Source organism: Sediminibacterium sp. FW305-C-269, from assembly GCF_058231045.1.
The window spans coordinates 342,320-360,485 of sequence record NZ_JBIQXQ010000003.1; the positions used below are offsets into that span (position 1 = coordinate 342,320).

Annotated in this window: 19 protein-coding genes; 18 read left to right on the forward strand and 1 reads right to left on the reverse strand. The window is 47.4% G+C overall.

Annotation, left to right across the window (positions count from 1 at the left end):
* Nucleotides 1–2 precede the first annotated feature (2 nt).
* A complete protein-coding gene (locus ACH3Y6_RS11455) occupies nucleotides 3–611 on the reverse strand; it encodes a MiaE family protein (RefSeq protein ID WP_490835749.1) in 609 nt (202 codons plus the stop codon).
* Between the two features lie 95 nt (nucleotides 612–706).
* Between ACH3Y6_RS11455 and ACH3Y6_RS11460 the strand changes: the two genes are divergently transcribed.
* From ACH3Y6_RS11460 to ACH3Y6_RS11545, 18 genes are all read left to right on the forward strand, one after another.
* Nucleotides 707–1,795 (forward strand): aminotransferase class I/II-fold pyridoxal phosphate-dependent enzyme, encoded by a 1,089-nt coding sequence (locus ACH3Y6_RS11460; protein WP_490835750.1) that lies wholly within the window; start codon nucleotides 707–709, stop codon nucleotides 1,793–1,795.
* Between the two features lie 18 nt (nucleotides 1,796–1,813).
* Nucleotides 1,814–2,386, forward strand: a complete 573-nt coding sequence (locus tag ACH3Y6_RS11465; RefSeq protein WP_490835751.1) for a pentapeptide repeat-containing protein — start codon at nucleotides 1,814–1,816, stop codon at nucleotides 2,384–2,386.
* A 667-nt stretch (nucleotides 2,387–3,053) separates the two neighbouring features.
* On the forward strand, nucleotides 3,054–4,379 hold the full coding sequence (locus tag ACH3Y6_RS11470) for a DEAD/DEAH box helicase (RefSeq protein WP_490835752.1): 1,326 nt from the start codon (nucleotides 3,054–3,056) through the stop codon (nucleotides 4,377–4,379).
* A gap of 65 nt (nucleotides 4,380–4,444) precedes the next feature.
* Entirely contained in the window at nucleotides 4,445–4,582 is a 138-nt protein-coding gene (locus ACH3Y6_RS11475) for a hypothetical protein (RefSeq protein WP_490835753.1), read from the forward strand.
* A gap of 98 nt (nucleotides 4,583–4,680) precedes the next feature.
* On the forward strand, nucleotides 4,681–5,838 hold the full coding sequence (locus tag ACH3Y6_RS11480) for a homogentisate 1,2-dioxygenase (RefSeq protein ID WP_490835754.1): 1,158 nt from the start codon (nucleotides 4,681–4,683) through the stop codon (nucleotides 5,836–5,838).
* A 203-nt stretch (nucleotides 5,839–6,041) separates the two neighbouring features.
* Nucleotides 6,042–6,446 (forward strand): hypothetical protein, encoded by a 405-nt coding sequence (locus ACH3Y6_RS11485; protein ID WP_490835755.1) that lies wholly within the window; start codon nucleotides 6,042–6,044, stop codon nucleotides 6,444–6,446.
* A gap of 122 nt (nucleotides 6,447–6,568) precedes the next feature.
* Entirely contained in the window at nucleotides 6,569–7,714 is a 1,146-nt protein-coding gene (locus tag ACH3Y6_RS11490; protein ID WP_490835756.1) for a redoxin domain-containing protein, read from the forward strand.
* A 117-nt stretch (nucleotides 7,715–7,831) separates the two neighbouring features.
* Complete coding sequence (locus tag ACH3Y6_RS11495) at nucleotides 7,832–10,636, forward strand: TolB-like translocation protein (protein WP_490835757.1); 2,805 nt, start codon at nucleotides 7,832–7,834, stop codon at nucleotides 10,634–10,636.
* A 129-nt stretch (nucleotides 10,637–10,765) separates the two neighbouring features.
* Entirely contained in the window at nucleotides 10,766–10,984 is a 219-nt protein-coding gene (infA, locus tag ACH3Y6_RS11500) for a translation initiation factor IF-1 (RefSeq protein WP_026752042.1), read from the forward strand.
* Nucleotides 10,985–11,049: 65 nt separating this feature from the next.
* Nucleotides 11,050–11,166, forward strand: a complete 117-nt coding sequence (gene ykgO / locus ACH3Y6_RS11505) for a type B 50S ribosomal protein L36 (protein ID WP_161819061.1) — start codon at nucleotides 11,050–11,052, stop codon at nucleotides 11,164–11,166.
* 108 nt (nucleotides 11,167–11,274) lie between these two features.
* Entirely contained in the window at nucleotides 11,275–11,655 is a 381-nt protein-coding gene (gene rpsM, locus ACH3Y6_RS11510) for a 30S ribosomal protein S13 (RefSeq protein WP_490835758.1), read from the forward strand.
* Nucleotides 11,656–11,859: 204 nt separating this feature from the next.
* The gene (gene rpsK / locus ACH3Y6_RS11515; RefSeq protein WP_490835759.1) at nucleotides 11,860–12,270 is read left to right on the forward strand and encodes a 30S ribosomal protein S11; all 411 of its coding nucleotides are present in this window, start codon (nucleotides 11,860–11,862) and stop codon (nucleotides 12,268–12,270) included.
* Between the two features lie 133 nt (nucleotides 12,271–12,403).
* Nucleotides 12,404–13,009 (forward strand): 30S ribosomal protein S4, encoded by a 606-nt coding sequence (rpsD, locus tag ACH3Y6_RS11520; RefSeq protein WP_490835760.1) that lies wholly within the window; start codon nucleotides 12,404–12,406, stop codon nucleotides 13,007–13,009.
* A 141-nt stretch (nucleotides 13,010–13,150) separates the two neighbouring features.
* Complete coding sequence (locus tag ACH3Y6_RS11525) at nucleotides 13,151–14,152, forward strand: DNA-directed RNA polymerase subunit alpha (protein WP_490835761.1); 1,002 nt, start codon at nucleotides 13,151–13,153, stop codon at nucleotides 14,150–14,152.
* Between the two features lie 121 nt (nucleotides 14,153–14,273).
* The gene (gene rplQ / locus ACH3Y6_RS11530; RefSeq protein WP_490835762.1) at nucleotides 14,274–14,801 is read left to right on the forward strand and encodes a 50S ribosomal protein L17; all 528 of its coding nucleotides are present in this window, start codon (nucleotides 14,274–14,276) and stop codon (nucleotides 14,799–14,801) included.
* A gap of 133 nt (nucleotides 14,802–14,934) precedes the next feature.
* Nucleotides 14,935–16,044: a glutamine-hydrolyzing carbamoyl-phosphate synthase small subunit gene (gene carA, locus ACH3Y6_RS11535; RefSeq protein ID WP_490835763.1), complete on the forward strand. Its 1,110-nt coding sequence runs from the start codon at nucleotides 14,935–14,937 to the stop codon at nucleotides 16,042–16,044.
* A gap of 105 nt (nucleotides 16,045–16,149) precedes the next feature.
* Complete coding sequence (gene aroQ, locus ACH3Y6_RS11540; RefSeq protein WP_490835764.1) at nucleotides 16,150–16,572, forward strand: type II 3-dehydroquinate dehydratase; 423 nt, start codon at nucleotides 16,150–16,152, stop codon at nucleotides 16,570–16,572.
* Between the two features lie 40 nt (nucleotides 16,573–16,612).
* Nucleotides 16,613–18,151: an ArnT family glycosyltransferase gene (locus ACH3Y6_RS11545; protein ID WP_490835765.1), complete on the forward strand. Its 1,539-nt coding sequence runs from the start codon at nucleotides 16,613–16,615 to the stop codon at nucleotides 18,149–18,151.
* Nucleotides 18,152–18,166: the final 15 nt, after the last annotated feature.

The window sequence follows — 18,166 nt, forward strand, 5'->3', positions numbered from 1 at the left end:
GATCAATGGATCCGATCGCCCCTGATCTCCAGGTCTTTCATGATCTCGGTCTCGTGGGCCAGCCATTCTTTCCAGCGCTTTTTTACCTTGGCTTTGCCAAGATAGGTTTCAGCCAGATCGATAAATAAAGTATAATGTCCCGCTTCGCTTTCCATGAACCTGCGGTAGAACTTTCGCAGATAGGCATCCGGCAAACCTTCACTCAGTCGCTTGAAGCGTTCACAACTACGGGCTTCTATCATGGCCATGGTGAGCAGATGGTCCAGCAGCCGGTCTTCCGGACTGCCTCCTTTTTTCTGGAACTCGATCAGTTTGTTTACATATTCATCCCTGCGTTGTTTACCCAGCTTCAGGTTCCTTTTGTGCAGCTCATTCAATACCAGCCTGAAATGTCCCCATTCTTCCGTTACAATCGGAGCCAGCTCTGACACCAGCCGCTCCTTGTCTGAATACCGCTGTATCAGGGTAATACAGGTAGTAGCTGCTTTCTGCTCACAATACGCATGGTCGGTGAGGATGGCTTCCAGCGAGATATTGGCAAGGTCAACCCAACGGGGATCGGTGGGTAGTTGCAGGCCGAGGATGTTTTTGGTGTGTTGGGAGAGGTCCATGGTTAATGAGTGGATGAGTGAATGAGTGAATGAGTGAATGATTTGATTTGTGGGTTGTTGGGCAAATATCTGGTACAATCCGTTAGTTTTGGTATATGTACCGGGATGATTTTTTGCAGAAAAAACTGAATGAACGGAAGCAGGGGCATGCATTTCGGCAACTGCGCCTGCCTGGGGGGAAGACCGATTTCTGTTCGAATGATTACCTGGGTATCGTTCACGACCGGCTGCTGAAAAATCCTGTTGCAGAAATGCATTCAGGTTCTACAGGCTCAAGATTACTGGCGGGGAATTATGCTTTGATAGAGGAAACAGAGCAGCAACTGGCACGTTTCCATGAAGCAGAGGCTGCGCTGATATTCAACTCGGGTTATGATGCCAATCTGGGCCTGCTTTCTTCGGTTCCGCAGAAAGGGGATACGATCCTGTACGATCAGCTCTCGCATGCTTCTATCCGGGATGGTATCCGGTTATCGTTTGCACAGTCCTTTGCCTTTGCCCATAATGATATGGCTGACCTGCAAAAAAAAATGGCGCATGCAACCGGTACGGTTTTTATCGTGACAGAATCTGTTTTCAGTATGGATGGGGATACCTGTCCTTTAGAAGAACTGGTAGCCATCAGTCGTCAATCCCATTCGCACCTGATCATCGATGAGGCGCATGCTACCGGTGTAGTGGGTGAGAGGGGTGAGGGACTGGTACAACATCTTGGCCTGCAAGGATCGGTATTTGCCCGGGTTCATACTTTCGGGAAAGCCTGTGGTTGTCATGGTGCCGTGGTGCTGGGGTCCCGGAACCTGCGGGATTACCTGATCAATTTTGCAAGGAGCCTGGTGTATTCCACTTCCCTGCCGGAACATAGTGTGGCCATGATACAAAACAGTTACCAGGTCTTTCCGGGTATGCAGGCAGCGCGGTACAGGCTGCAACAACTGATCCGGCAATTTCAGTCCGCTCCGTTGCGGTTTGAGAAACTGCTATCTGATACACCCATACAGGTTGTGATCATACCCGGCAATGAAGCGGTTCGGAAAGTGGCAGATGACCTGCAACAGCAGAATCTGGACGTGCGCGCCATCTTATATCCTACTGTGCCAAAAGGAAAGGAAAGATTACGCGTGGTGCTGCATGCATTCAACACACCGGAAGAACTGGACAGGCTCATAGCAGCATTGCGTTAATAGGATAAAACCGTAAGCATGAACAGACCCTATATAGAGGACAAGGTATTCGATCGCATCAATTTTACAGAAAAACCCTTGCCGTTGGGCGACTATGAGTATTGCCGTTTTGAGAACTGCGATTTCTCCGGTATGGACCTGTCGGGGATCCATTTTACAGAATGCAGTTTTACCGGGTGCAATCTGAGCATGGTAAAACTGCATAAAGCGAGTTTTAATAGTGTACAGTTCAAAGAATGTAAACTGCTAGGTTTGCATTTTGAGGATTGCGATTCGGTACTGTTCTCAGTGAATTTTGGCCATTGCCAGTTGGATCTTTCCTCTTTTTTTCAACTGAAAATGAAGAAGACACTGTTCAGTAACTGTAGTCTGAAAGAAGTGGATTTTACAGAAGCCGACCTTACTGCTTCTGTGTTCGATCACTGCGATCTGATCCGGGCCATATTCCTGCAGACCGTTCTGGATAAGGCCGACCTTCGGACCAGCGTCCATTTTTCCATCGATCCTTCACGTAACAAGGTCAAAAAGACAAAAGTGTCCGCCCTTGGACTGGCCGGTTTTCTTGATGTGTACGATTTGGATATATCTTAACGTGCTGTGCTGATTGAACCATTGTTGGCTATCCAATAGCCATGGCAATCCTTTTCTACCATCCTTTTACCTATTCACTTCACATCCTGTATGCAGCTTGCTTCCGGATCTCAAAGTGTCTTGCTTCTCCCATAAACTGCTTATATACTATACGAATACCACTTATATACTGCCTATATCCCGCCCCTTTAAAGAGGCAGGTTATCTGCGGGTCATAGGCGGGTTATCTGCGGGTTATCTGCAAGTTATCTGCCTGTTATGCACGGATAATCAATGAATTAGATCAGGAAAAGGAAAGAGGGTGCGTGTATATTGCTGATTATCAATGTATCCATTGGGGAAAATGGGGGTAGCGGACAGGGTATGTACCGATGCAGGTACGGATGGGCTTGGCTGGGTTTTGTAATGCCAGGTGGTTGAGCGCAGGGCGGTGGGTGCTGTGCCTGATCCTTTCATTGCTGTGTTATGGGCACCACGTTATCGGGTAAATAGGAAGATGTCTGCAGTATGTATCACCTGAAAACTCAGGTTGACATTTATGCATTAAACGGATCTGGTATTTCGTTTTTCGGCGATACAATGGGTCAGGGTTTTGGGTTACCCCGGATACTGAAGGGTAACTTCTCAATAGAGGACTTTATTCAAGGAAGAGGTGTTAGTTTTGCAGATGCAATCAACTTTTTCTGCCGAACCCGCACTGTCACGGCTGGGTATATCCGCACTCAATCCCATGCAGGAATCTACTATTGGGGTAATACTGTCTGAAAAAGAAGTATTACTGTTGTCGCCCACTGGTTCCGGTAAAACCCTGGCATTCCTGTTACCGGTATGGCAACTGATGAAGGCGGATGAAAAACGCGTACAGTGCCTGATCCTTACCCCTTCCCGCGAACTGGCGATACAGATAGAACAGGTTTGGAAAAAAATGGCAACAGGATATAAAGTGAGCTGTTGTTATGGCGGACATGATATGCAGACAGAGATACAGAACCTGGCCGAACCGCCTGCCTTACTCATCGGTACGCCCGGAAGGATTGGAGATCATATCAAAAGAGATACATTTTCCCGCGAAGCTTTGACCATGCTGGTACTGGATGAGTTTGACAAATCGCTTGCCCTGGGATTTGCAGATGAGATGTCTTACCTCTTCGCATCCTTGCCGAACATTCAAAAAAAAGTATTCGTTTCAGCAACGGCCTCCATTCAAATACCCGATTTTGCAGGTGTGGGAGATGGGTTACAGGTGTTGGACCATATTTCTGAGCAACCGGATGCGGATACACTCAGCCTGAAACTGGTCATTTCCAAAGAAAAAGACAAGATCGACCGGTTGGTGGCATTGCTTTCTTATATAGGAACAGAACCGGTGCTGGTTTTCTGTAACCATCGGGATGCGGTAGAACGCACCGCTTCGCTGCTGAAAGAAAAAGGCATTGTCTGTGCCGCTTTTCATGGAGGTATGGAACAGATGCAGCGCGAGCAGATCCTGATCCAGTTCCGCAATGGCAGTGTACGATTCCTCGTGGCCACAGACCTGGCTGCCCGCGGATTGGATATTCCGGAGATCAGACACGTGGTGCATTATCACCTCCCCTCTACAGAGGCGGAATTCACGCACCGCAATGGCCGTACCGCCAGGATGGAAGCTACCGGAACAGCATACCTGCTGATGCATAGCGAAGAACCGCTGCCTTATTATATCCGGCAGCGGCCGGAAGAACTGGATGTACCGGATGTTTTCTCACTTCCCCAACCAACTGAGTGGGTCACCATTTATATCAACGGCGGTAAAAAAGATAAACTGAATAAAGTGGATATTGTGGGATTCTTTACACAGAAGGGGCGACTGGAAAAAGAAGAGATCGGCCTGATCATCGTGAAAGACCGCAATGCATTTGTGGCTGTTAAAAAGCATAAGGTAAAATCCCTTTTATCGCTGGTGCAGAATGAAAAGATCAAAGGAACCCGATACAAAATCGTAGAAGCCCGCTGATTGAAACCGCTATACCATGCCTTGTGTGGTAAAATATATTCGCTTTCAAGCTATTCTGAGAGGTTATGAAACCTGATCAGAAGTTTGTAGCTTTATCCCATACGATTGCCACCATGCCCTACCACAGGAACTTCACCTACTGGATTGATAAACGCGTCTGGAAATATTATTTCCTCATGCTCACCCTGCAATTGTCAAGATAACAACTGCAACAGACCCCATACGTCCTTCAGCTGATAGAATAATCGCAGTAACCCTGCCTTTACTAATTACTAATTCTTAATTACTCATTCAATCAACCATGCCGCATTATCATACACTCGGAACTATTCCGCACAAACGTCATACCCAGTTCCGCCGGCCGGATGGGAAATTGTATTCCGAACAATTGTTTTCAACCGAGGGGTTCAGTAACGACTACTCCTTGCTGTATCACTGTTATCCGCCCACCCAGATCATACATACAGATGAGCCGGTTCCGGTTATGCCAAGGATAGCCGAAGAGAAAATGCTGAAACATCGGAGTTTTGAAGGGTTTCACATCCAACCGGAAGCGGATTACCTGCAGAGCCGTAAGCCGGTGCTGGTCAACAATGACTGCCATATCGTACTGGCGGCACCGCAGCAAAGCATGAAAACCTATTTCTACAAAAATGCGGATGCCGACGAAATGATCTTTGTGCACGAAGGCAACGGCACACTGGTGACACAGTATGGTGAGTTGCCTTTCAGCGAGGGCGATTACCTGGTCATCCCGCGCGGCACCATTTACCAGATCCATTTTGCCCATGCGGATAACCGCCTGTTCATCGTGGAAAGTTTTAGTCCGATCCGTTACCCCAAACGTTACCAGAGCAAATACGGGCAGCTGCTGGAACATGCACCTTATTGCGAACGTGATATCCGTGTCCCCAGGAATCTGGTCACTTTTGATGAGAAAGGTGATTTTCTGATCAAAACCAAAAAGAATGGCATGCTGTACGGATTGCATTATGCCCATCATCCCTTTGATGTGGTAGGGTGGGATGGATGTTGTTATCCCTTCGCATTCAGTATCCATGATTTTGAGCCCATTACCGGCAGGGTACACCAGCCACCGCCGGTTCACCAGACATTTGAAGCGAATCATTTTGTGGTTTGCAGTTTCTGCCCGAGACTCTATGATTATCATCCCGATGCCATTCCGGCTCCTTATAACCACAGCAATATCGACAGCGATGAAGTGCTGTACTATGTGGCGGGTGATTTTATGAGCCGCAAGAATGTGACCCGTGGCATGATTACCTTACATCCGGCGGGTATTCCTCATGGTCCGCATCCGGGTGCTGTGGAAAAGAGTATCGGTAAAAAAGAAACGCAGGAGCTGGCAGTGATGGTAGATACCTTCCACCCGCTTCAGTTAACCATTGAAGCGCTGGAAATAGAGAACCCGGGTTATACCATGAGCTGGGCCGAGTAGCTGTTTGGCAAGATAGTTGCCCGCCTCTACGCTGCAGGGCAAACGTAATAGCAGTCGCTCGGCTCCGCCGAGTGACTGCTATTACCCAGGCTTCCAGCCAAAAGCCCTGATCTCTTAAAGCTACCATACCCCCGCTGTCCCCCGTTACAAAGCTTGTTTCTTCTCCAAATAAAGCGTAACTTATTCTCCTAAAACATTGCCATATGATTAAATTCAGCGACATCCGGATCGGAGACTATCTGAAAGCGGAATATGAAGGAAAAATGTGGGATGGAGAAGTTGTCCGGTTGAACGGAGACGAAAAACAGGTTTGTGTGCAAACCGATGTACAGGAATTCTGGTTCTCACCCGATCATCTGTACCCGATCGAGTTAAACGATGGGGCATTGGTGAAACTGGGTTTCCAGAAACAGCAGCAGGAGGACGGATCTGTAAAATACCTGAAAGGTTCTTTCAGGATTGTTGTGCCCAGGGCCGGCGATTTCAGCAGTATTGAAATGTGGTACCGCGAAGACAGGCGCCATCATCCGGATGTTCACTTCATACACCAGTTGCAGAACCAGTACCTGGATATGACCAAAGTGCACCTGACCAGCGAACCGGTATAATTAGCCGTTAATACTTTTTAGAGACCCGCTGTCAGCGGGTTTTTTTATATTGGAGAAATCTTTACCTGCAAACTAAAAAGCCCATTAGATTTGTAGGATATCAAATCAATCAATACAGCAGAATGAAAAAAAGTTTATTCTTTGCGTTCATGTCGGTTGTGGTCTCTGTGTCGGCCCAAACCGAGAAACCCTTCCAGGTAAAAGGTGTGTTTACAAAACTGGGATTCCCGGTGCAGAAAGTCTACCTGTCCTATCGTGCAGGCGATAAGAATGTGACCGATAGTGTGGAACCCAAAGATGGGGCATATATTTTCTCCGGAAAACTGGCAGAACCCGTATTAGGTTTTTTACGTGTTAAATACCTGCCGGATGCCGATGGTAAACCTGTTAAGATGGTTTCATCCAGGGATTTTGCACGGGTATTCCTGAGCGCAGGAACCACCAGTGTATCATCTGTGGATTCGTTCAGTAATGCCAGTATCAAAGGATCCAAGGCCAATGAGGATTATGCCAGGTTGGAAAATTCTCTCAAAACAGTGAATGCTGCCATGCGGGAAGTCAGCGCCGCATACAGCAAAGCGGCTGCAGCCAAAGATGAAGCTGCACGGAAAGCGGCAGAAGACAAATTGGACGCCCTGGATAAAGAGAGTCGGTTGGTGTACAAGGCGTATGTAAAGAATAACCTTACATCACCGGTTGCTGTACATGCGATCTCGCAATATGCAGGATGGGATATCAATGCGGATGAAGTGGAACCCCTGTTCAACCAGTTGCCCGCCGCTTCCCGGAGCCTGCCTACCGCCCGTTTGCTGCAGGAGCAGATTGCCATTGCCAAGAAAACAGGTATCGGGCGCGAAGCTATGGACTTTACCCAGAATGATACCCTGGGTGTTCCGGTGAGTTTATCTTCATTCCGGGGTAAATATTTACTGGTCGATTTCTGGGCCAGCTGGTGTGGTCCCTGCCGCCGCGAAAACCCGAACGTGGTAAAAGCATTTCAGGCTTTCAGGGATAAAGGATTCCATATCCTGGGTGTAAGTCTGGACAGGCCCGATGCCAAGGATAAATGGTTGCAGGCGATCCACGATGATAACCTGACCTGGACGCATGTATCAGATCTCAAGTACTGGCAGAATGCTGTGGCACAGCAATACGGTATCCAGGCCATTCCGCAGAACCTGTTGCTGGACCCGCAGGGAAAGATCATCGCCAAAAACCTGAATGGGGAACAGTTACAGGCTAAACTGACCGAAATACTCAAGCCTTAACATCCCCTGAAAATCAAATAACCGTGCTTTTGTGCCTTCGTGTGGAAAGTTTATTCACGCACCCGCACACAAAGGCACGGTTTTTTGTATAGGTTCGTGAGTAAGTTTCGTGAGCAGATGGTAAAGACACTTTTTGGTACACTGATCGGTATGGCTTCCTGGGTAAGCCTGTATGCACAGGAGTTCGGTGGTAATCCACCCTCTGTAAAATGGCAGCAGGTGAATACGGATACCGTACGCGTGATCTTTCCCCGTGGCTGGCAGGCCCGGGCCGAAAGGGTGGCGCAGGTAGTACATGGATTGCAGCGGCAACAGGTGCAAACGATAGGCGACCGTATCCGCAAAGTGAGTATCGTGTTGCAGAACCAGACGGTGATCTCAAACGCTTATGTAGGCCTTGCCCCTTATCGTAGTGAATTCTATACAACCCCACCTCAGAACGCTTTTCAACTGGGCGCCGTAAACTGGATGGATAACCTGGCGGTGCATGAGTTCCGGCATGTACAGCAGTACAGTAATTTCAATAAAGGGCTATCGAAGCTGGCAGGTTATGTGTTGGGGGAGCAGGGACAGTTGCTGACCAACGCCATGTCTGTACCCGATTGGTTTTTTGAGGGAGATGCTGTATTCAATGAAACCCGGTTTACCCGGCAGGGCAGGGGTACACTGCCCTTGTTCCTGAGCAGTTACCAGTCGTTATTCCTGGCAGGTCGTAATTATGATTACATGAAAATGCGGAACGGCTCGCTGCGCGATTATGTGCCCAATCATTATGAGCTGGGTTATTTGCTGGTGGCTTATGGGAGAAAACAATACGGAGATGATATCTGGCGAAAGATAACTGATGATGCCGTACGTTTTAAACCCCTGTTCTATCCTTTCCAGGGAGCGGTAAAAAAACATACCGGAACCAGTTACACGCAATTTGTAAAAAATGCCCTGGAGTTTTACCGGCAGCAATGGCAAACACTCCGGTCAGATACCGTAAACTGGTTCACCCGGCCAGTAGTGCATGATGTGGTCCATTACCAATACCCGTATGCCGCAGCAGATGGCTCGGTGATTGTGTTGAAGACGAGTAACCGCCATATTCCCGCCTTCTACCGGATATGGCCGGATGGGGAAGAAAAGAAGATCGCGGTAAAAGATATTTCCACGGACCGTTATTTCTCCTACCGCAATGGCAGGATCGTTTATGCAGCTTCCCAGCCTGATATCCGCTGGGGTAACCGGGAATTTCAGTCTGTCAGGTTGCTGGATGTAGCAACAGGTGTGCAGCGAACTTTGGTAAACAGAAGCAGGTATTTTTCTCCGGATATCTCCACCGCCGGTGACCGATTGGTAGCGGTGGACATGGACATAGACGGCAACTCCCGCCTGGTGCGGTTCGATACTGCCGGGGTGGTGCTGGATTCTATGTCAAAAGCCGGGATCTTTTTTTCTCAACCCCGTTTTACTGCCAATGACCTTGCCATCTATGTTACGGAAAGAAATGCGGCGGGAGAGATGTCGCTGATGAAATATAGCAACGGCTTTCATGTGCTGGACACGTTGATGGCCCCCGCCAACCGCATCATTGGTAATGTGACGGTGCAGGGAGATACGGTACTGTTTACCACCACCTACCAGGGACGTGATGAACTATGGGCCTATATGGATGCGAAAGAAAAACAGGGCCCTTTCCGGATGGCTTCTTATGCTACAGGTTTGTACCAGGGGGTATTACGTGCCGATGGACAATTGTTATGCCCTGTATTCACTGCGGATGGTTACCGGCTGGGGCTGTTCCGTCCCCGCTGGGAGCGGGTGGCATCGCGGGATGAACTGAAAGAATTGTACCTGCCTGCGGGCGTGTATGCTTCCGCAGATCACCAGCTGCTGGCGCAATTGCCGGAAACAGCTTACCCGGTTAGCCGGTACCGCAAATCGTTCCACCTGTTGAACCTGCATAGTTTCCGGCCATTTTATGAGCAGCCGGAATATTCTTTTACCCTATATGGCGAAAATGTGCTGAACACGTTCCGGTCTGAAATTGCCTATACCTATAATGAGAATGAGGGAAGCCATAAACTGGGTTATAACGGGGTATATGGCGGATCCTTCCTGCAGCCTGTGTTCGGATTGAGCAATACCTGGCAACGGTCGGCCCTGTTATCAAGGGATACCTCGCTGCATTGGAATGAATTGGTAGGTTATGTGGGACTAAGGCTTCCACTGAACCTGACAGGAGGGAGGGCATACCGGAACCTGACCTTACAGGTCACTTACAACCTGGAGCAGGTGAACTGGACGGGTCTGGCCGGAAAATTGCTGAATGACCTCAGTTTCCCGTACCTGCAAAGCCGGATCAGTTATTCGTCGCAGGTGCAGAAGACCGTTCAGCAGATATACCCGCAATTTGCCCAAAGTCTGGTACTGCAGTACCGGAACCTGCTGAACCAGCGAACGGCGCATCAGTTCCTAGCCAGTGGTTCACTGTTCCTGCCGGGCCTCAGTCATACCCATTCCCTGGTACTGACGGCTGCTTTTCATAGCCGGGATACCATGCAGCAATATATTTTCTCCAATAATTTCCCTTTTGCCAGGGGGTATTCCGCCATTGACTTCCCAAAAATGTGGAAGTTTGGGATGAATTATCATTTCCCGCTGTTATATCCTGATAAGGGGCTTGGGAACCTGGTTTACCTGCTCAGGGTGCGTTCCAACCTGTTTTTCGATTATACCATTGGCAGAAGTCTCCGCCTGGCTACCGATTATCCTTTCCGAACGGTGGGGGCCGAGCTGTTCCTGGATACCCGCTGGTGGAACCAGCAGTCGGTCAGTTTCGGGATCAGGTACAGCCGGTTGCTGGACAACTCCTTCCGGGGGGGTGCCCAGCCCAATGTCTGGGAACTGATATTGCCCGTAAACCTGTTCCAATAAGCGGATTTTTGGTAGATTTGCCCCTTTTGGAGAGAGTCCCTAAGGGTTTTTCCACAATTTTGAGATTTTTTTCCACTAATTTTTCTTATTCCGGTTGCATTGTAATATCTTTGCAGCCCCAAAAATTGTATGTCGAAACAACCACTGATCAAACAAGATGGCGTAATCCTGGAAGCCCTGAGCAATGCGATGTTCCGGGTGAAGCTGGAAAATGGTCATGAAATCCTGGCCACCATCTCCGGAAAAATGAGGATGCACTATATCCGGATATTGCCGGGCGATAAGGTAGGCGTGGAAATGAGTCCGTACGATTTGAGCAGGGGAAGGATCATTTTCCGTTATAAATAATTTAAACGCTGACGCAGTAAGCAAAAGCTGAACGCCAAGGCAGGAACGAGATAAAAAAACAAACAATGAAAGTTAGAGCTTCCATTAAAAAACGCAGCGTTGATTGTAAGATCGTGAAGAGGAAAGGGAAATTGTTCGTGATCAACAAGAAGAACCCTCGCTTTAAGCAGCGTCAGGGGTAAGGCAATTTGAAAATGAGGCAATTTGAAAATGTGAAAACAATTTTCAAATTCCAAACACTACCCATTTTCAAATTTTCAAATTTTCAAATTTCAAATTAAACAAAAAATATGGCTCGTATTGCCGGTATTGATTTACCAAAAAATAAAAGAGGAGAAATTGGTCTGACCTATATTTTTGGTATTGGCCGTTCCACTGCCCAGTATATTCTTACCAAAGCTGGTATCGATTTCGATAAGAAAGTGAACCAGTGGAATGACGAAGAGCAGGCCGCTATCCGTAACATCATCAACAATGAGTTCAAGGTAGAAGGTGCCCTGCGTAGTGAGGTTTCCATGAGCATCAAACGCTTGCTGGATATCGCCTGCTACCGTGGCCTCCGTCACCGTAAGGGATTGCCTGTTCGCGGTCAGCGCACCAAAACCAACAGCCGTACCAGGAAAGGTAAGCGTAAGACGGTTGCGGGTAAGAAGAAAGTAGCTAAGAAATAAGCAATTTGAGGATTTGGGAATTTGAAAATTTGAAAATTGTGGACTCACCCCTTCAAATTTTCAAATTCCCGAATTTTCAAATTAAAATAAAATCCGCCAGCTTGGATCTCTGAAAAGAGGGAGAGTAAAGCGGTTCCCGGCTAACGGGATTTTTTATTGTTAAACCAGTCTGCCGACAGGCAGGGACTACCTCAAAAAAGAAACATGGCTAAACCACAAAAGGCACAGAACAGCGCAAAAGCTGTTGCCAAGAAAAGAATCGTTAAAGTAGATGCAGCCGGTGAGGTTCGCATTTCTGCTACCTTCAACAACATCATCATCAGTTTTACCAACAAAGCAGGCCAGGTTATCAGCTGGAGCAGTGCTGGTAAAATGGGCTTCAAGGGTTCTAAGAAGAACACCCCATATGCAGCCCAGATGGCCGCTGCAGACGCTGCCAAAGTAGCGCTGGAAGCAGGTCTGAAAAGAGTGGATGTATTTGTAAAAGGACCCGGATCAGGTCGCGAAGGCGCTATCCGTTCCATCTCTCAATCTGGTGTAGAAGTAACTTCTATCAAAGACGTTACTCCTTTACCACACAATGGTTGTCGTCCTCCCAAACAACGTAGGGTATAATCAGTTAACAGTTAATAGTTACTAATTCAACTATCCACTATTAACTGTTAATTATTAACTATAAAAGGGTGTTTTATCGATTTTAGATTTTTATGATAAAACATCGTCATTAAAAAATCGCAAAACAAAACAAATGGCACGTTACACTGGTCCTAAGACCAAAATTTCAAGAATCTTCGGTGAACCCATCCTGGGTAATGGTAAATGGCTGGGTAAGAACAGTAACCCTCCCGGTCAGCACGGTGCGGCACGTAAGCGTAAAACCTTAGGTGAATATGCCCTGCAGCTGCGTGAAAAACAAAAGGCCAAATACACCTACGGTGTATTGGAGCGTCAGTTCCGTAAAACCTTTGAAGAAGCCCAGCGTCTGAAAGGAGTAACTGGTGAAAACCTGATCAAATTACTGGAAGCCCGTCTGGATAACACCATTTTCCGTATGGGACTGGCTGCCAGCCGCCCTGAAGCCCGTCAGATGGTGAACCACAAGCACATCACTGTGAACGGTGAGACCATGAATATCCCTTCTTACCAGTGTAAGCCAGGTGATATCATTGCCTATAAGCCAAAAAGTGCCGATAATTCTGCTATTACCAGCAAAAACCGTGGTAAGAACCCTAAGTTCAGCTGGCTGGATTGGAACGAGACTGAGAAAAAAGGTACGTTCATCACATACCCAGAGCGTGAAAATGTTCCTGAGAACATCAAGGAGCAGCTGATCGTCGAGTTGTACTCTAAATAATGGTGAATAGTGAGTGGTGAGTAGTAAGTAGTAAGCAATAACTGACTACTCCCTACTCACTACTCACCACTCACGGTTCATATATTTTCCTTTTCGCCTCTTGTGGGCGCGAAGACAAACCAAGTAAAAACAAGTTTTAATATGGCCATATTAAGCTTTCAGAAGCCCGATAAGATCGTTTTACAAAAAGCTAATGATTTCGAAGGTCAATTCGAATTCCGTCCGTTGGAGCCAGGTTACGGTCTTACCATCGGTAACGCTTTACGCAGAGTATTATTGAGTTCTTTAGAAGGGTATGCACTGGTTGGTATCAAGATCGAAGGAGTAGACCACGAGTTTGCCACCATGAAAGGGGTAACAGAAGATGTTACCGAGATCATCCTGAACCTGAAACAGGTACGTTTCAAAAAACACGTTGAGCATGATGTTGTCAACGAAAAGATCACACTGTCTATCAAAGGCCGTACTGAGTTCACTGCCGGAATGATCGGTGAATTATCACAGAACTTCCAGGTAATGAATCCGGAACTGGTTATCTGCACCATGGATACCACCGCTAAGATGGACATTGAACTGACCATTGCCAAAGGCCGTGGGTATGTTCCGGCTGAAGAGAACAAGATCAAAGACGCTGTATTCGGATATATTGCCATCGATTCTATTCACACACCTATCAAGAACGTGAAATACGGTATTGAGAACTATCGTGTGGAACAGAGAACAGACTACGAGAAACTGATCCTGGATGTATCTACAGATGGTACCATCCATCCGGAAGATGCCGTAAAACAGGCTTCCCGTATCCTGATCCAGCACCTGATGATCATCACCGACGAGAACATCACTTTCGATAACAAAGAAGACAAGAAAGAAGATGTGGTGGATGAGCATGTACTGCAGCTGCGCAAAGTGCTGAAAACACCGCTGGAAGACCTCGATCTTTCTGTACGTGCGTTCAACTGCCTGAAAGCAGCCAAGATCAACAGCCTGAGCGAACTGGTTCAGTACGAGCAGGAAGACCTGATGAAATTCAGGAACTTCGGTCAGAAATCTCTCTCTGAAATTGAGCAGGTGTTGACCGAAAGGGGCCTGAGCTTCGGAATGGATCTGAACAAATTAGGATTAGACAATTTAGATAACTAAGCTATGAGCCATGAGCTGCGAGCTTCGAGCCAAAAAGTTCGTAGCTCGTAGCTAACAGCTCGAAGCTATTCACTCACATCTTGTAATTCCTGACACGGTACAAGATTAAAACCAAAAAGTCATGCGTCACGGAGACAAAATCAACAATTTAGGCCGCAAGAAAGCACATCGTGTTGCTTTATTACAGAACCTGGCGAGCCAGCTGATCACACACAAACGTATCGTTACCACTCTGGCCAAAGCCAAAGCGCTGAGAACCTATGTTGAACCGCTGATCACCAAAACCAAGAAGAATGAATCTGCTATGCAGATCAGTCACAACCACCGTCTGGTATTTGCCGAACTGCAGGACAAAGCCGCTGTAAAAGAACTGTTTACAGTAGTGGGGCCGAAAGTGGCCGGCCGTCCGGGTGGTTATACACGTATCCTGAAGCTGGGTATCCGTCCTGGTGACAATGCAGAGAAAGCCATGATCGAACTGGTAGACTTCAATGAGATCTACGGTAAGGGTGTGGAAAAATCTGCTGAGCCTGCCAAGAAGACCCGTCGTGGACGTGCTCCTAAAAAAGCCGCAGAGGCAGCAGCTCCGGCTGAAGCGCCTGCAGCAACAGAAGAAGCCACTTCTACAGAAGAAAAAGCAGCAGAATAAGTGATGAGAGTTATTTGATATAAAAGGCAAAATCGTTTTCGGTTTTGCCTTTTTTCTTGTGTACCGGTGTGAGAAAATATATCCGGAATTTTACGCAGGATGCGTTTTTTTTGCAATTGTAAACAGACATAACATGACCCCAACCAAGCAAGCCGCCATTTTATTATTAGCAGACGGACATGTATTTCACGGCCAGTCCTTCGGAAAAACAGGTACTGCCACCGGTGAGATCTGTTTCAATACCGGTATGACGGGTTACCAGGAAGTATTTACCGATCCCAGTTACACCGGCCAGATCCTGATCATGAACAATGTGCATGTAGGAAATTATGGCGTCAGGAAAGCAGATGTGGAAAGCAGCAGCGTAAAGATCCGCGGACTGATAGCCCGTAACCTGGAAGAGCAGTTCAGCCGTTTGATGGCTGATGAGGGTGACCTGGATGCCTACCTGAAAGCCAATAACATCGTTGCGATAGAAGGTGTTGATACCCGTGCCCTGGTAGCGCATATCCGTACCAAGGGGGCCATGAACTGCATCATTTCCACCGAGATACTGGATATTGAACAACTGAGAGCTGAGCTGGCCAAAGTGCCTGATATGGATGGGCTGGAACTGGCCAGTACAGTGAGTACCCAGGAAGAATATGAACTGGGGGATAGCAATGCTACGATAAAAGTGGCCGTACTTGATTTCGGGGTGAAACAGCATATCCTGCAGTGCCTGGTATCAAGGGGAGCGCATGTACGGGTGCATCCTGCCAAAACACCGATGAGCAGGTTGAAAGAATTTAATCCCAATGGATATTTTATTTCCAATGGCCCGGGCGATCCTGCTGCCATGCCTTATGCCGTGACCACGGTAAAAGAGATCCTGCAGGACAACAAACCTGTATTTGGTATTTGCCTGGGACACCAGTTGCTGGCTCTGGCTAATGATATCCCAACATTTAAAATGCACCATGGACACAGAGGACTGAATCATCCGGTGAAGAACATCATTACCGGGCAATGCGAGATCACTACGCAGAACCATGGTTTTGGTGTGGATCCGGAAGCTGTCCGTAAACATCCCAATGTGGAAGTGACACATGTGAACCTGAATGATGATTCCATTGAAGGGATCCGCCTGAAAGACAGACCTGCTTTCAGCGTACAGTATCACCCGGAAAGCACGCCCGGTCCGCACGACAGCCGTTACCTGTTCGACAGGTTTCTGGAAATGATCAAAGACAGGATGAACTGATCGTTCTCTGAATACCTTATATGTGACCGTCATTCTGAAGGGAGAAGCCTCTCACCGGAATGACGGTTTTTATTTGTGGCGTTTATTTTTAGTTATCTTAGCCACATGAAAATCGCCATCATCAACGGCCCGAACCTGAATCTGCTGGGTAAAAGGGAAACGGATATTTACGGTAACCAGTCTTTCGAGCAATTCCTGGAAGAATTGAAAACCCTGTTTCCGGCAGTTGATCTTCATTATTACCAGAGCAATGTAGAAGGCGAGTTGATCAATGAATTGCAGCGCGTAGGGTATGAATATGATGGTATCGTACTGAATCCGGCCGGTTATACGCATACTTCCGTGGCAATTGGAGATGCCATCGCTGCCATTAAGGCGCCGGTGGTAGAAGTGCATATCAGTAATGTACATTCGAGGGAACATTTCAGGCATTTATCGCATGTGTCCGGTAAATCTGCGGGCAGTATTTTCGGACTGGGACTGAAAGGATACGAGTTGGCCATCCGCTGGCTCACCGATCGGAAATAAGTTGTATAAGGCACAGTATTTGCTTGCTTCCATTACAAAAATGAATCAATCATATTCCAGGAAAGTAGGGTGGCTCATTCTGATCGTTTCCATTGTGAAAATGATCACCGCTTCGTTGATCGAATTGGGAAACGATGAAGTGTATTACTGGACCTATGCCCTGCAGCCCGACTGGAATCATTTTGATCATCCGCCCATGGTTGGCTGGATGATACGCGCCACAACACTGAACCTGCTTTGGGTGAGTGATCTGTCGGTACGCCTGGGCAGTATACTCTGCAGTGCCATAGCTACCTGGTTCATCTTTAAAACCGGGAAACTGATTGCCAATGAAAAAGCGGGCTGGTATGCGGCATTGATCTATAACTGCTCTGTGTATACCGGTATCATTTCCGGTTTGTTCATTCTTCCTGATTCTCCGCAGATGCCTTTCTGGACTGGTGCTATGTATATCATGGGGCATCTTTTTATCAAAAATGATGACCATAAATTAAGTATCTGGCTACTGCTGGGACTGGTGATCGGACTTGCGGCTTTGTGCAAAGTACATGGTTTATATCTCTGGGCGGGTTTCGGGTTTTTCCTGATCCTGTCGCGACCCAAATGGCTGCTCAACTGGCGTTTGTATGCAGGTGCAGCGGTTACCGTAATCTGTATCCTTCCGATCGTTTACTGGAATGTGATGAACGATTTTATCACTTACCGTTTTCATTCGCAAAGGGTAACCCATACCACTATCCAGTGGGATATGCTGGGCAGGGAAATAGCAGGGGAATTTGCTTACCAGAACCCTGTTATTTTCATCTTGCTGCTGATAGCGCTGGTTGCCCTGTTGCGTAAACGGATCCGCTTTAACCGGAAAAGAGCTGCCACCTGGCTGTTATGCATGAGTTTGCCAATGATCCTTTTATTCTGGGGTGTATCCTTACTGAATCCCACTTTGCCGCATTGGAGCGGGCCAGGGTATATTCCCTTGTTTCTGGTAGGTGGTCTGTACCTGGAACAACGATCTTTCAAAACTTTTCCGGGTTTTATCAAACTGTCAGGCACTTTGGTGATCATTGTATTGGTGGCCGGTGTAGCCCTGGTTAGGTTATCACCTGTCAATTTCGGTAGCCATGACAAGGAGAATTATGGTGAATACTGTCCTACACTCGATCTTTCCGGCTGGAAGAATTTCAGCGATTCTTTTGCTGTATTGGTGAAAGAAGATGCCACCCAAGGCCTGATGAAAGCCCATTCCCCCATACTGGTGAATAAATGGTTTCCCGGTGGACATCTTGAATTCTATACTTCCCGGGCAAGCGGATCAAGGGTATTGGGGATAGGTTTGCTGGAAGATGTACACAAGTTTGCCTGGCTGAACAAGGAAAGAGAACAACTGCAACGCGGCGATGATGCTTATGTCATCGTTCCTTCTAATCTGCCATTGCATGTTGCGGATGTATATGCTGCTTATTTTACTAAGATCGAAAAACCGGTAACGATTAAACAGTTCAGAAGTGGGGGCGTGGTAAGATATTTTTATGTATACCGCTTAAAGAACTGTAAGCTGGTTCCTCCATCTATATTGCCCTAAGGCCAGGTTTATTCC

Bases quoted from the DNA above. Each gene is read 5' to 3' on its own strand.
- ACH3Y6_RS11545 (WP_490835765.1), top strand. From the start codon at position 16,613: ATGAATCAATCATATTCCAGGAAAGTAGGGTGGCTCATTCTGATCGTT.
- rpsD (WP_490835760.1), top strand. From the start codon at position 12,404: ATGGCACGTTACACTGGTCCTAAGACCAAAATTTCAAGAATCTTCGGT.
- ACH3Y6_RS11480 (WP_490835754.1), top strand. From the start codon at position 4,681: ATGCCGCATTATCATACACTCGGAACTATTCCGCACAAACGTCATACC.
- infA (WP_026752042.1), top strand. From the start codon at position 10,766: ATGTCGAAACAACCACTGATCAAACAAGATGGCGTAATCCTGGAAGCC.
- ACH3Y6_RS11455 (WP_490835749.1), bottom strand. From the start codon at position 611: ATGGACCTCTCCCAACACACCAAAAACATCCTCGGCCTGCAACTACCC.
- carA (WP_490835763.1), top strand. From the start codon at position 14,935: ATGACCCCAACCAAGCAAGCCGCCATTTTATTATTAGCAGACGGACAT.
- rpsM (WP_490835758.1), top strand. From the start codon at position 11,275: ATGGCTCGTATTGCCGGTATTGATTTACCAAAAAATAAAAGAGGAGAA.
- ACH3Y6_RS11470 (WP_490835752.1), top strand. From the start codon at position 3,054: ATGCAATCAACTTTTTCTGCCGAACCCGCACTGTCACGGCTGGGTATA.
- ACH3Y6_RS11465 (WP_490835751.1), top strand. From the start codon at position 1,814: ATGAACAGACCCTATATAGAGGACAAGGTATTCGATCGCATCAATTTT.
- ACH3Y6_RS11490 (WP_490835756.1), top strand. From the start codon at position 6,569: ATGAAAAAAAGTTTATTCTTTGCGTTCATGTCGGTTGTGGTCTCTGTG.
- ACH3Y6_RS11495 (WP_490835757.1), top strand. From the start codon at position 7,832: ATGGTAAAGACACTTTTTGGTACACTGATCGGTATGGCTTCCTGGGTA.
- aroQ (WP_490835764.1), top strand. From the start codon at position 16,150: ATGAAAATCGCCATCATCAACGGCCCGAACCTGAATCTGCTGGGTAAA.
- rplQ (WP_490835762.1), top strand. From the start codon at position 14,274: ATGCGTCACGGAGACAAAATCAACAATTTAGGCCGCAAGAAAGCACAT.
- rpsK (WP_490835759.1), top strand. From the start codon at position 11,860: ATGGCTAAACCACAAAAGGCACAGAACAGCGCAAAAGCTGTTGCCAAG.
- ACH3Y6_RS11485 (WP_490835755.1), top strand. From the start codon at position 6,042: ATGATTAAATTCAGCGACATCCGGATCGGAGACTATCTGAAAGCGGAA.
- ACH3Y6_RS11525 (WP_490835761.1), top strand. From the start codon at position 13,151: ATGGCCATATTAAGCTTTCAGAAGCCCGATAAGATCGTTTTACAAAAA.
- ACH3Y6_RS11475 (WP_490835753.1), top strand. From the start codon at position 4,445: ATGAAACCTGATCAGAAGTTTGTAGCTTTATCCCATACGATTGCCACC.
- ykgO (WP_161819061.1), top strand. From the start codon at position 11,050: ATGAAAGTTAGAGCTTCCATTAAAAAACGCAGCGTTGATTGTAAGATC.
- ACH3Y6_RS11460 (WP_490835750.1), top strand. From the start codon at position 707: ATGTACCGGGATGATTTTTTGCAGAAAAAACTGAATGAACGGAAGCAG.